The following is a 13,352-nucleotide window of genomic DNA, read 5'->3' on the forward strand; positions in this document are numbered from 1 at the left end:
AGGAATTAGGTTATCGTGTACGTTCTGAAGTTAAGCATTTTTACACGCCCTGAATCTAAAAGATGAATGAGATTTTCGAGGATATTATCTTTCTCGAAATAATTTAATTTGATGGCGATCTCTTCGACGTTTGAAGGTTTTTGGCGGAGTATTTCCACAATTTCATCGGCGACATTCCGACCAAAAACATTTTCTTTCTGCTTTTCGCAAACGGAACATTTTCCGCAGTTTTTTACATTTTTTTCGCCGAAGTACGATAAGATGAGTTTCATTTTGCAGAACTCGCGGTCTTCCACAAAAAATTTCATCTCTTCCCATTTCTGTAGTTTGTTCCGCTGAATATGCTCAAAAAGATTCCAGTACTTTCCGCCGAAGTGGCGGTCTTCCCGACTTTTTAAAAATTTAATGCTCGACAGCGCGCCATCAATGTAATCCACATAGCCTTTCCGGTGAACTTCTTTGAGTCTTTCTTTGATCAAATGAGGTTCAGATTCGATCTTTTTGCTTAAAGTCAGTTCGCTGAACATTATTTTATGCGTGGTAAGCCCCGAAAAATTGCGGAGTAAAAGCTCTAGAAAATACGCATCATTTTTAGGCAGCAAATCCAGTTCGTCCGGAGAAATCTTCAGTTCCAAAGAAGACAGCGATTGGTTGGCATTGAAAAAAATAAATTCCTGGTTGTGAAGGAAATTTAAAACATTCCGGATTTTTGCCAAAGAAACTTTGGTGAAATTTTGGATGCGCTGAAGATGCAGTTGGAAAACATTTTCCGGCAGATCGTTTTCGGCCACCTGAAATGTTGAATACAAATAAGTGACAATATTTTTGAACTCAGCTTTCGAGGGAATTTGATTTCTAAGAATTTGATCAAAATTGATCATTTCCTGCTCTGTCCATAAAAGAAAGGCATAAGATTCCAAACCATCCCGACCGGACCTGCCGATTTCCTGGTAATAATTTTCGAGCGATTGTGGCGGCGAAAAATGAATGATGAAACGGACCTGATCTTTGTCGATGCCCATTCCGAAAGCGTTGGTGGAGACTAAAACCTCATTGTTACTTTGAATCCAGCGGTTCTGTTTGGCATTTTTCTCTCTTAAAGGTAAACCCGCGTGGAAATAATCGACATTCTGAATTTGATTCCGGTGAAGAAATTTTGTGAGTTCCTCGGTTTCTTTTCGGCTTCGTACGTAAATGATTCCGGAAGAATTATTGTATTTAAGAATATTTAAGACCCTTTCGTACTTATCGGAAATTTTATCGGAAATAATTTTAATGTTGGTTCTGCGAAAACTTCGCCGCAAAATTACAGGATTTTTCAAATTCAGTTTGAGCTGAATTTCTGCCAAAACTTTTGGTGTTGCTGTTGCAGTAAGGGCGAGCAGCGGAATATTTTTTAAATTCTCGCGGAATCCTTTTATGTTTTGATAGCTTGGCCGAAAATCCTGTCCCCACTCCGAAATACAGTGCGCCTCGTCAACGGCAACGAAAGAGATTTGGATTTCTTCTAAATTCTGTAAAAAAATACGGTTCGTTAATCTTTCGGGAGAGATGTAAAGTAGTTTCGTGAGACCGTTTTTACAGCGGTTGAAGATGGTTTCTGCATCGAATTCGTCGAGCTCTGAGGATAAATACTCGGCTTCAATGCCATTATTTTTGAGTTGATACACCTGGTCTTTCATCAATGCCAAAAGCGGCGAAATAACGAGGCAGGTACCTTCTAAAATAAGTGCCGGCAGCTGATAACAGAGTGATTTTCCGCCACCTGTGGAAAGGAGTGCCAAAGAATCTTTCCCCTCGATCACTGCATTGATGATTTCTTCCTGCGAATCTCTAAACGAATCGTAACCCCAAAAATGTTTTAGGGTTTGATATTTGAGGTCTTGAAAAGCCTGAGACGAAATCATGGAGTAAAAATACTGAAACAAAATTCAATAAAACAAAAAAAGCCACGCAATGCGTGGCTTTGAACTATAAATTTCAGAAATTATTTCGCTTCGAAGTAAACTCTTCTGTTAGCTCTGTTTTTCCATTCAGGACATTTAGTCGCTGGGTTACATTCCGGGTATTTAAGGTCTTTTTCACCTCTACCAACTGCTTGCAATTTTCCAGATTCTACACCATTTTGCGTTAAATAATTTTTAACGGTATTGGCTCTTCTTTGAGAAAGATTTTCGTTGTAAGCATCTGTACCTCTTGTATCTGTTCCACCTACTACGTTATAAGTTCCTGTAGAAGAATTGATATAATTAACAGCGTTGTTCAGGATCGGAGTGTTTGACGGAAGAATTCGGTCGGAGTTTAAATCGAATTCGATTCCTTCCATTGTTCTCGTGTTGTCTGTAACTGTTGAACTTGAATTAGTTGGACAACCGTTATTTTCAACAGGACCTGGAACGGTTACACATTTGTCATAAAGATCGATTACACCATCTAAATCTGTATCAAAAGCAACACCTGCCCCATCAACTCTTGCACCTGCAGGAGTATCAAGTTGTCTGTCCCAATCGTCACAAACGCCATCATTATCTGCATCACCTTTTTTACAAACTTCAACATCCTGGCTTTTGTCTGCCAATACATCTAATTTGTAATAAATTTCCTGCAATGGATCATGCCACATTAGGTGCGACTGGTGTTTCCCTAATTTTAGAGATAAACCTAAAGTTGCGTTGATGAAGTTATCAGAAACCTGATCTTCGATTTTATTAACAGTACTGTACTGAGCACCACCACCATCAAACTGATCGTCTGTGGAAACTACATACATTACTCTACCTTCAAGATCGATTCTTCTGTTCACTTTGTATTTTAATCCGGCACCTGCCTGACCAAATAATGAATTGAATTTGAAAGGTTTGATCTCAGTCATTAATTTTTGACCGGAAGCATCTTCCTGATAAGCTCTGTACGCTAAGGTACCAATACCTGCATACCCGTGCAAAGCCCATCTGTACGGTGATTTGTTATCAACTCTTCTTAATAAATTAGAAAAATTAACATCTCCTAATAAAGAGATAGCATCATACTGTGTTCTGGCCCCTCTATCCTGAATACCGGTTCCTGTGGTATTATCGGTTTTGGTATTGAACCAACCTTGTCTTGTTTCGCCTCTGTCGTATTGTAGATTCAGACCAAAAGCATGCGTAATTGCCTTATCAACACTGATATAAGCGGAGTACCCGAAAAGGTTTTTTCCATTACCATTTTTAATGGATGTGAGATCCGCAGATTGTAGAAGTGGCACACCCGCACCTACAGAAATTGCCCAGTCATTAAATCGCTTAGAACTCTGCGTAAACGGTGATACGTTTGCAGACCCCGAAGAGTAAGTGTTTGGATAACCTTCAGTAGCAACTGCCATTGAATCTTGAGCGAACATAGCGGTAGGTATAGCTACTGCCAGAGCCACGATTGCTAAATTTAGTTTCATAATTTTTTATTGTTAAGTTAATAAATGATTTTCTTTTTTCCAGTCTATAATTTGAAGAAACGATATTTGCCAATATTTTGTTAAAAAATACGCTCAATCTCCGAGCCTATGAGCAAACGCCGTGCCACGCAAACTATTTTAGACTTTATTTGTTTGCAGAATCGTTAATAATTCCTGAATTTACAGGACATCCATTATTATCGGCAGACCCCGGAACGGTCACACACTTATCGTAAAGGTCGATTACACCATCCAGATCCATATCCAATGCAACGCCGGCGCCATCAACTCTTGCATTGGCAGGAGTGTCAAGTTGTCTGTCCCAATCGTCACAAACTCCGTCATTATCGTTGTCACCTTTTTGGCAGACTACCAGATCTTCCGAAGCATTTTCTAGCAGATTGGCCTTATAGTAAACCTCTTGTAACGGATCGTGCCAGGCGAGATGAGAATCATGCTTACCCAGTTTGAAGCTTAAGCCTAAATTAACCGTTAACAGATCATCTCCATAACTGTCGTTTATGAGATTATAGTTAATTCTGGGACGTCCGGTGTCCCGAAGATCTCCACCACCGTCAAATTCTTCATCGCCGCTAAAGATATACATGCTGCGAAGTTCTACGTCGATCATTTTGGAAACTTTGTATTTTAAACCAAGCCCTCCCTGCAAAAAGAAAGAGGCAATGCCTAATTTTTGATCCACCGCAAGCGGAAAAGTGTTCGGCGCGTACTGGGATAAATCATTATCCAGCAACAAGGTTTCATAGGCCTGCACCCCCACACCAGCATACCCGTGGAGCGCCCATCGATAAGGTGAATGATTGTCAACCCGTCGTAATAAATTCGAAAAATTAATATCTCCCAACACAGAAATCTGTTGGTACTTCGTCCAGGCATCAGCGATTCCCGCTACAGCACCTTCTGCACCAGGTAACTTTCCCTGTTGATTGGTCTTGCCCATTTGGTACTGCAAACTCATGCCAAAAGTGTGACTGATATGCTTGTCTAAACTCGCGTACGCATTGTAACCCCAGTTAATTTTATTATCGTAAAAGGATGTTAAATCGCCCTTAGCGAGGAAGGCGGCACCGCCACCGACTGAGATCGCCCAGTCGTTAAACCTTCTTGCAGAATTGTCAAATGTTTGTACACTTGCCGAGCCGTTGGAGAAGGTGTTTGGATACTCATTGTTACCGGACACTGCTAAACTATCCTGTGCATAGAAAGCAATAGGTAAGGTTAATGCTAAAAATAAACCTAATTTCATATTTGTTGTTTTAATGTGTTTCGATACTTAATAACAATTTTCGGGAAAAATCGCGCTCGTACAAATGTTTTTGGTGCGGAATCTGCAAAATTCTACACTCAAAAATAATGTTCTCATATCTTACAACATCGATATCAATAATCCTATCTTCATAGCTCTCTGTGAGCGAGGAATCTTTTGTTCGTCCCATATCAAACTCTATTCTTTTTATCAAATTCAAGAGATTAACGGGGGAAAATTGTGTTTTTATTAATATTGCAATATTACAAAAAATATTGTTACTCGCAAATTCTACAGGGGTGGTACGCAGCATTGTACTTTGCTTAATTACAGGCCCTATATCGTGTTGAATGCGCCCTATTGCAGTGCGGATATTGGTTTCGGTATTACCCAAATTACTGCCGAGTAACAAAGTGACGGTGTATTGCGACATATTGTAAAATATTAGGAAGTTATGAGAAGTTTTTTTAAAAATGTCTTAGCAAATATAGTGGCAATTATGATGATCGGAGCAGTTTTTTGTCTGTTTTTAGTACTGATGATTGTCGCCAGCGTTTTCAGTAATGAGCAAAAAATAAATATAAAGGACAATTCAGTACTCACTTTAGATTTTAAAACACGCATTATCGACAGTCCTTCCGAAGATAATAAAGGATTATTTGCTTTCGAAGAAAAGCAAAAAAATATTATGATCATCGACATGCTCCAAGCCATCAAAAACGCCAAAACCGACTCTAAAATAAAAGGCATCAGTATAGAAACGGACGGAATACAGGCGGGCATGACGCAGCTTGATGATGTTCGCGACGCGTTGCAAGACTTTAAAAAAAGCGGAAAATTTGTATATGCTTACGGAAATGTGGTTTCCCAGCCCGCTTATTATTTAGGTTCGGTGGCCGATAAATATTATTTGAATCCTGCCGGGGGTATCGAACTGAAAGGTCTAAGCTCCGAAGTATTATATATGAAGAGTTTCGCGGAAAAATTTGGCATCGGCATCGAGGTCATTCGCCACGGAAAATATAAATCGGCAGTCGAACCTTTTTTAAGGGACGACATGTCGCCGGAAAACCGCGAACAACTTTCAACCTTGCTAAATGATATTTGGTCGGTAAATGCTGCGAAAATGGCAACTTCAAGAAAAATGGATACTGCACAGTTTCGCACGGTTGTGGACAGCCTTTACGGAATTATACCCGAATTAAGTTTAAAATACAGATTAGCCGATCAGCTTATCCAAAAAACCCAGTACGACGATCTTTTAAAAAGCAAACTGAACGTAAAGAAAAAAGACAAACTCCATAAAATTTCTTTTAACAGTTATATTTCAAGCTTCGAGGACGATAATACAAAAAAAGACGACCAGATCGCGGTACTCTATGCTTCCGGTGCTATTTACAACGGCGAAGGTTATGATGCCATTTACGCAGACAATTTCGTAAAGGAAATTAAAAAATTAAAAGACAATGATAAAGTGAAAGCAGTTGTGTTCAGAATTAATTCGCCCGGTGGAAGTGCCAATGCTTCCGACGAAATTCTTTTTGAACTTCAACAGCTGAAAAAGAAAAAGCCGTTAGTTGTTTCTTTCGGAGACTATGCAGCATCCGGCGGGTACTATGTTGCCATGGCGGCGGATAAAATTTATTCCGAACCCAACACTTTAACGGGAAGTATCGGCGTTTTCGGTATGATTCCTTACTTTAAAGAGATTGCGAATAAAAACGGCTTAAATTCTTATGCCGTTACTACAAATGCCAACTCAAATATGTATTCACCTGTTAACGGCATTACCCCAGGCGGAATATCGATGATGACAAAAAGTGTAGAGCAGACCTATAAAAGATTTGTGCACTTCGTTACCGTAAACCGTAAAAAATCCTTCGACCAGATTGATGCAATCGGCGGCGGAAGAGTCTGGAGCGGAACACGTGCCAAGCAACTCGGGCTTGTAGATGATTTGGGGACTTTAACCGATGCTATTAATTTTGCGGCACAGAAAGCCAAACTTAAAGAGTACCACACAGCGAGCTATCCAAAACGCGTAAGCAAATTCGAACAGTTATTTAAAGATATGGGCGAAGAGCAGATGTCTGCGCGACTTATTAAAAATAAAATTGGTGCGGAGAATTACAAAATCTTCGAACAGGTAACGAATCCGAAACTGAAAAGCAGTGTAATGATGGAAATGCCTTTCCACATAAAATTCGATTAATCCCACAGAAAAGCCCGGTTTGAAATTCAAACCGGGCTTTTTTTTCTTTTTCTGCGATTAAGCTCTTTTAGTGGCCATTCCGTAGATCCAGAGAACTGCTAAAGCTCCTACTACTGCAAGCAGCATACTTTTGATGTCGAACTCATTTACCGTTCCCCATCCTAGCATACTTCCGATCCATCCACCTACGAATGCTCCTACGATCCCTAAAATAATTGTTAAAAGCCAACCCATATTCTGGTTGCCTGGCATAATCATTTTTGCAATTGCACCTGCGATAAGACCAAAAATGATCCAAGTTAAAATTCCCATAGTTTTAAAATTTAATGTTAATAATTAGAATTCGAATTTTTAAAGTTAGAAAAATATATCAGACAAAATTAAAATTTCATTCTAAAGTCTCTTTCTGAAAAATGAATCTACAAATTCTGTTCCATTAAATAATTGAAGGTCCGTCATCTTTTCCCCAACACCAATATATTTCACTGGAATCTGGAACTGATCCGAGATGCCAATTACTACACCGCCTTTTGCTGTACCATCTAATTTGGTCACCGCCAGCGCATTAACTTCGGTAGCTGCGGTAAACTGTTTCGCCTGCTCGAAAGCATTTTGGCCGGTGGAGCCATCTAAAACTAATAAAATTTCGTGCGGCGCATCGGGAACAACTTTTTGCATCACACGCTTAATCTTCGTTAGTTCGTTCATTAAATTCACTTTGTTGTGAAGTCTTCCTGCAGTATCGATGATCACAACGTCCGCATTATTCGCCACAGCGCTTTGCACCGTATCAAACGCTACGGATGCCGGATCCGAACCCATATTTTGTTTTACAATGGGTACGCCAACTCTTTCACTCCAAATCGTCAGTTGTTCTGTTGCCGCAGCACGAAACGTATCTGCCGCACCCAAAATAACTTTTCGGCCTTCTGTTTTGAACTGGTGGGCCAGCTTACCAATGGTGGTCGTTTTTCCCACACCATTTACGCCGACTACCATAATAACGTATGGCTTTTTCGATTCGTCGATGTTGCCGGTTCCTGCATGGGGGTTTTCCAGTAACAATCCTGTAATTTCTTCACGGAGAATCTGGTCTAGTTCGCCGGTTCCTACAAATTTATCTCTGGCAACGCGCTGCTCAATTCTCTCAATAATTTTTATGGTGGTGGAAGCGCCTACATCAGAAGCGATAAGTACTTCTTCCAAATCGTCCAAAACTTCGTCATCTACGGTGCTTTTTCCTACAACCGCTTTTGAAATTTTATCAAAAAAGCCCTGATTCGATTTTTCCAATCCTTTGTCTAAAACTTCTTTCTCTTCCTTTTTAAAGATTTTTTTATACCAGCTCATTATCAGAATTACAAATTAAAAATTAGAAAATTACAGCCCGGCGCGGACTGCAACCAAAGATAAAACAAAAAAACTACCCAATAGGATAGTTTTATATATTCTCGCGAAAGCAAAAATTATTTTTTCAAAAAACCTTCAACTTCGTCAGCGTTCATTACTCTTTCTTCGAAAACGTAAGCACCACTTTTCGCGGATTTTACCATTTTCACAACTTTGGTCATTTTTTTAGAACCTGCACCACCCTGAAGCGTTGCTACTACTTTCTTTGCCATTTTTTATTCTTTTAAAAAATTACTTAATTTCTTTGTGAAGGGTGTATTTTTTAAGAACCGGATTAAATTTTTTCAACTCTAATCGCTCTGTAGTGTTCTTTTTATTTTTGGTAGTGATGTATCTTGACATTCCTGCTACACCGGTTTCTTTGTGCTCTGTGCACTCCAAAATCACCTGTACTCTGTTACCTTTTTTTGCCATGATTTCTTGTTATTTAATAAATCCGTTACGTGTTGCTCTCAGGATTGCTTCTTCAATCCCAATTCTATTGATAATTCTCAATCCATGAGCAGTAACTTTTAAAGTTACAGATTTCTCCAGCTCCGGAAGGTAAAATTTCTTCTCTAGTAAGTTAATTTCAAAACGACGTTTCGTTTTGTTATTAGCGTGAGAAACATTGTTTCCTACCATGGCACGCTTTCCTGTTATTTGGCAAATTCTTGACATATCTCGATGTTCTTTTTACTAATAAATATTTGAGAGTGCAAAATAACGAAGAATATTTTAATTAGACAACTATTTACGAAATTAATTGCGACGAAATACGCAGATCATTTACAGCAATTAGGCAGAAAATATTTTAATGTTAAAAATCTAAAGCTTAAAGGTTGAACTTTCTTAAAACAGCGTATTTTCACCTTAAATGATATTTACTTCTCTTTCCAGATCAATCCCAAACTTCTCTTTTACCGACTTAATAATCAGCGTAGAGAAATCATAAATTTCTTGCCCTGAAGCCTGTCCCGTCGCGTTTACAAGAACCAAAGCCTGCAATTTGTGCGACGCCACATTTCCCATCTGTTTGCCTTTCCAGCCGCACTGTTCGATGAGCCAACCTGCCGGAATTTTCACCAGCTCGCCATTCGGATAATTTGGAATTTCGGGATATTTTTCCTGAACTTCTACAAACTGATTTTTTGGAATCGAAGGATTTTTAAAAAAACTTCCGGCATTTCCCATCGCTTTGGGATCCGGTAATTTGCTTTGGCGAATATTGATTACGGCTTTGGAAACCTGCTGAATGGTAGGATTTTCAATTCCCAGATTTTCCAGTTCAGATTTAATGGCGCCGTACTCCGTTTTGATGGAATGATCTTTCGTCGAAAGTTTAAACGTAACATCCAGAATGATGTATTTCCCTTTTCCCTCGTGTTTGAAAACAGATTCGCGGTAGCCGAAATTACATTTTTCCGCATCGAAAATTTCAACCTCCAAAGTTTCCAGATTCAGAACCCGGCACTGCACGAACGTATCTTTAATTTCGGTGCCATACGCGCCGATGTTTTGCATGGGCGAAGTCCCCACATTTCCCGGAATCAGGGATAAATTCTCTAATCCGCCGTAATTTTTCTGCAGACAAAACTGCACAAACTCCTGCCAGTTTTCGCCCGCTGCAGCCGTTACCAAAACCTCGTTTTCCGAAATAATTTCTTCCGAAATCCCCTTAACATTTAAATGAAGCACTAACCCCTCAAAATCTTTCGTGAACAGTAAATTACTGCCGCCGCCCAGAATGAGGAGTGGGATTTCTGGAGTAACTGAGTCGTTGAGTGCTTGAGTTAGTTCCTCCAAAGAAGTGACTTCCGCAAAATATTTTGCGGATACGTCCACGCCAAAAGTATTGTGGTTTTTTAAAGAAAAGTTTTTCTGGATCTTCATGAACTTTAAATAGGAAAAGAAGCTTTGCCGCAGATTCAGAAACTTCGACAAAGCCGGTAATATTTTTTTTGGGAACGAAAATTTTTCTCAGGTAAAACCGCTTTTATTGCTTACCCGCGCTGCGCCCCGACTTGAATGAAGCTCTTTTTTATCATGGGCTGAGCGCAGCCGAAGCCCATGATAAAAAAAGCGGGAATGGAAGGCGGAAAAAGGCGCCCAAAAAAATAAAAAGGATTAGAGTTTAAATTCGACTTTATATTTCTGGAGTGCATCGCTCAGCAGCTCCACGCTTCGTCTGAGATCGGCTTCGTTTAAAACATACGCAATCCGCACCTGTTTTCTGCCGAGTTCCGGGTTGCTGTAAAAGCCGCTCATCGGCGCCACCATAATGGTTTCGTTGTTGTTTGAGTAACTTTCGAGAAGCCACTGCGCAAATTTATCGGTATCGTCTACGGGCAGCTCGACGGCGCAGTAAAAGGCGCCTTTCGGTTTCGGACAGATTACGCCCGGAATCCCGTTAAGCAAATCCACCAAAACATTTCGGCGGTGCGTGTATTCGGCGCGAACCTTCAAAATATAGTCAGAATCGTTTTGGTGCGCTGCAGAGGCGGCAATTTGTCCCAACAAAACCGGGCTTAATCTCGCCTGCGCAAACAGCATCGCCGCATCGTGAATTTTTTTGGAGCGCGTTACCATAAAACCAATCCGAACGCCGCACATCGAATAACGCTTGGATTCGGAATCGATAATAATACAGTTTTCCGCGATTTCGGGGAAATCGAACATCGAGATCTGCTGCTTTCCGTCGTACACATACTCGCGGTAAACCTCATCGGAAATAATTACTATATCGTGTTTTGCCGCGATTAGTGCCAACTGTTGCAATTCATCGCGCGTGTACAGGTAACCCGTGGGATTTCCGGGGTTACAGATTAAAATGGCTTTCGTTTTCGGCGTAATTTTTTTCTCGAAATCTTCGATCGGCGGCAAGGCGAATCCGGTGTCGATAGAGGAAGAAACCGCCACAACATTCACGTTAAAAGTGCTTGCAAAACCGTTATAATTCGCATAATAAGGTTCCGGAATAATCACTTCATCATCGGCGTCGCATAAAGTGGAAAGCGCGAAATTTAAAGCTTCCGAGCCTCCGTTCGTCACTATAAAGTTGTCGGTGGTTAAATCTGTAAAGCCTAAGGTGTGATAATAATCTTTCAGCGCCGTTCTGTACTCCAGATTCCCTTCGGAAAGTGCATACTCGAAGATTTTCAGATCATTGTTTTTCACCGCATCAAGTGCAGATTGCGGCGTTTCGATATCGGGCTGACCGATGTTCAAATGATACACTTTTATTCCTTTTTGTTTCGCCAGAAGGGCGTAAGGAACCAATTTTCTAACGGGCGAAGCAGGCATATTTTGTGCGCGCTGAGAAATTTTCGGCATTCTATATTATTTTCGGTAAAATTAAGAATTTTTTTATGAAGCAACCGAGAATTTTTCCCTCCCGAAAAGGCGGTCCGGCTCTACGCTGCAATCTTTTTTTCCGCCTCCGAAATTCCGCCTAAAACGAGAGTGGCGTGCAGCGAAAAAAAAGGATTTCCGCTGCGATCCGGGCTGGAAGTTCAGGTAGTTTACCTTTTTCAAAGTATTTACGGAACCATTCCTTCTATTTTAGGTCGCTCCTCCGGAGCTCCGCGCATGTGTTTTACGACGATTTCTTCCAATAGTTCGCCGCTCCGCGGCGCCGTTATACCACGTTTTTTATTTAAAATCCCACCATCTCTTTACGGGTAGCCGCTCCGCGGCTGAGTTATATGACGCTTTTTATTTACATGTTGCGATATTTTCACGGTATCTCAAGTGTAAACCATAATCATTTTAGGGTCGCTCCTCTGGAGCTCCGCACATGTTTTTACGACGATTTCTACCAATGGTTCGCCGCTCCGCGGCTCGGTTAACCACGGACCGCATGAGAAATAAAGAGGTAGCGCGTTGTAATTTTCGGGTTGCCATTTCTGTACATTATACTTCCTCCATATCTATTTGGTTTCTATAATGTAAACCATAATCATTTAGGATCGCTCCTCTGGAGCTCCGCGCATGTTTTTACGACGATTTCTACCAAGGGTTCGCCGCTCTGCGGCTATCTTATATCTCGTATCTTACTTACACGCTACCCATAATTTTAAGACATCTCCGTTGTAACCCTTAATAATTTAGGGTCGCTCCTCTGGAGCTCCGCGAATGGCTTTACAATATCCTACCAATAGATCGCCGCTCCGCGGCTCGGTTACACCACATTCGCATTACAGAAAAGGAGACTATAATTTTTAATTTTCGGCTTTAACTTTTTCGATTGCTCATTTGCTACGAATTGAGTCCTTTTTCCCAATCACTGATTTGTTTTTTCGTGGCAAGCATTTTCCAGGAGATTTCCAAAATTTCATGCAAAAGCTTTTTATCACGCAGTGGAAGCCAAAAACATAAATATGGATAATTTCTGTAATGTTCCGGCAAATGGAAGATTTCAGGATATTTTTCCAGATAAAAATCACGCTGTTCAAAACCCAAACGGATGGGAACGAAAGTTCCGTCCTCATGAAGCCGACACATCAGTTTTCCGTTGACTTTGATCGAGGGTGTACCGTTATGCGAAACACTTTCTTCCGCACCCGAAAATTGCAGCGCAGCATTTTTCACCGCTTCAAAATCGGAATAAATAAAATTCATCTTTGAAGAATTAGAGAATTAAAATTAGGACTTTTTACAAAAACAAAAACTGCAGAAAATTTCTGCAGTTTCTGTTATTCAATAACAAATTCTTTGTAGATTAAATGCTCCTCTTCTCTCGTTACTGGAATATCTTTGTCATAAAAAAATGATTTGGAAATTCTATATCTGCCTTTGGATAAATTTGGATAATACTCATTCACGTCTGTTTCAAAGGCTTTGCTTCCACCGGGCTTTATATCGTAACCGATACTGGTGAACATCCGGTTAGGTGCAGATTTTGCCTTCAACCAATTTTTACCGTTCCATTTCTCAATAAAGAAACCATTGCCAGTTGAAATTATTTCCGAAGTATTATTGATAATAACAACAGTTATTTTTTTTAAACTTTGTTGCTTAACAGACTTATTATTCGTCTCCATTTTAACCGT

General features: G+C 40.3%; 14 protein-coding genes. 1 reads left to right on the forward strand and 13 read right to left on the reverse strand.

The features are described from left to right. Window positions 1-5: 5 nt before the first annotated feature. The 4 genes from L0B70_RS03095 to folK form a co-directional block, all read right to left on the reverse strand. A complete protein-coding gene (locus L0B70_RS03095) occupies window positions 6-1,907 on the reverse strand; it encodes an ATP-dependent DNA helicase RecQ (protein ID WP_235143548.1) in 1,902 nt (633 codons plus the stop codon). 80 nt (window positions 1,908-1,987) lie between these two features. Then, window positions 1,988-3,433 carry an OmpA family protein gene (locus L0B70_RS03100; protein ID WP_235142849.1) on the reverse strand — a complete coding sequence of 482 codons (1,446 nt, stop codon included), beginning with the start codon at window positions 3,431-3,433 and terminating at the stop codon, window positions 1,988-1,990. Window positions 3,434-3,578: 145 nt separating this feature from the next. Continuing rightward, window positions 3,579-4,700 (reverse strand): OmpA family protein, encoded by a 1,122-nt coding sequence (locus L0B70_RS03105; protein ID WP_235142850.1) that lies wholly within the window; start codon window positions 4,698-4,700, stop codon window positions 3,579-3,581. Between the two features lie 10 nt (window positions 4,701-4,710). Continuing rightward, window positions 4,711-5,133: a 2-amino-4-hydroxy-6-hydroxymethyldihydropteridine diphosphokinase gene (gene folK, locus L0B70_RS03110; protein ID WP_235142851.1), complete on the reverse strand. Its 423-nt coding sequence runs from the start codon at window positions 5,131-5,133 to the stop codon at window positions 4,711-4,713. 21 nt (window positions 5,134-5,154) lie between these two features. Here folK and sppA point away from each other — a divergent pair, with 21 nt between their 5' ends. Beyond that, window positions 5,155-6,912 (forward strand): signal peptide peptidase SppA, encoded by a 1,758-nt coding sequence (sppA, locus tag L0B70_RS03115; protein WP_235142852.1) that lies wholly within the window; start codon window positions 5,155-5,157, stop codon window positions 6,910-6,912. 57 nt (window positions 6,913-6,969) lie between these two features. On the opposite strand, the gene L0B70_RS03120 is transcribed toward sppA, so the two are convergent. The 9 genes from L0B70_RS03120 to L0B70_RS13445 form a co-directional block, all read right to left on the reverse strand. Then, window positions 6,970-7,224, reverse strand: a complete 255-nt coding sequence (locus tag L0B70_RS03120; protein ID WP_235142853.1) for a GlsB/YeaQ/YmgE family stress response membrane protein — start codon at window positions 7,222-7,224, stop codon at window positions 6,970-6,972. A gap of 81 nt (window positions 7,225-7,305) precedes the next feature. Further along, window positions 7,306-8,262, reverse strand: a complete 957-nt coding sequence (gene ftsY, locus L0B70_RS03125; RefSeq protein WP_235142854.1) for a signal recognition particle-docking protein FtsY — start codon at window positions 8,260-8,262, stop codon at window positions 7,306-7,308. 116 nt (window positions 8,263-8,378) lie between these two features. Further along, window positions 8,379-8,534, reverse strand: a complete 156-nt coding sequence (locus L0B70_RS03130) for a DUF4295 family protein (RefSeq protein ID WP_235142855.1) — start codon at window positions 8,532-8,534, stop codon at window positions 8,379-8,381. Window positions 8,535-8,553: 19 nt separating this feature from the next. Next, window positions 8,554-8,736: a 50S ribosomal protein L33 gene (gene rpmG, locus L0B70_RS03135; protein ID WP_015806891.1), complete on the reverse strand. Its 183-nt coding sequence runs from the start codon at window positions 8,734-8,736 to the stop codon at window positions 8,554-8,556. 9 nt (window positions 8,737-8,745) lie between these two features. Continuing rightward, complete coding sequence (gene rpmB / locus L0B70_RS03140) at window positions 8,746-8,982, reverse strand: 50S ribosomal protein L28 (protein WP_235142856.1); 237 nt, start codon at window positions 8,980-8,982, stop codon at window positions 8,746-8,748. Window positions 8,983-9,174: 192 nt separating this feature from the next. Further along, the gene (gene murB / locus L0B70_RS03145) at window positions 9,175-10,194 is read right to left on the reverse strand and encodes a UDP-N-acetylmuramate dehydrogenase (RefSeq protein ID WP_235142857.1); all 1,020 of its coding nucleotides are present in this window, start codon (window positions 10,192-10,194) and stop codon (window positions 9,175-9,177) included. 234 nt (window positions 10,195-10,428) lie between these two features. Beyond that, window positions 10,429-11,634, reverse strand: a complete 1,206-nt coding sequence (locus tag L0B70_RS03150) for a pyridoxal phosphate-dependent aminotransferase (protein WP_235142858.1) — start codon at window positions 11,632-11,634, stop codon at window positions 10,429-10,431. A 924-nt stretch (window positions 11,635-12,558) separates the two neighbouring features. Further along, window positions 12,559-12,921, reverse strand: coding sequence for an MmcQ/YjbR family DNA-binding protein (locus tag L0B70_RS03155; protein WP_235142859.1), 363 nt, complete (start codon window positions 12,919-12,921; stop codon window positions 12,559-12,561). A 74-nt stretch (window positions 12,922-12,995) separates the two neighbouring features. Beyond that, a complete protein-coding gene (locus L0B70_RS13445) occupies window positions 12,996-13,343 on the reverse strand; it encodes an immunoglobulin-like domain-containing protein (protein ID WP_311195399.1) in 348 nt (115 codons plus the stop codon). Between the last annotated feature and the right edge of the window lie 9 nt (window positions 13,344-13,352).

Origin of the sequence: Kaistella sp. 97-N-M2, assembly GCF_021513235.1 — a bacterium.
Taxonomy (GTDB): domain Bacteria; phylum Bacteroidota; class Bacteroidia; order Flavobacteriales; family Weeksellaceae; genus Kaistella.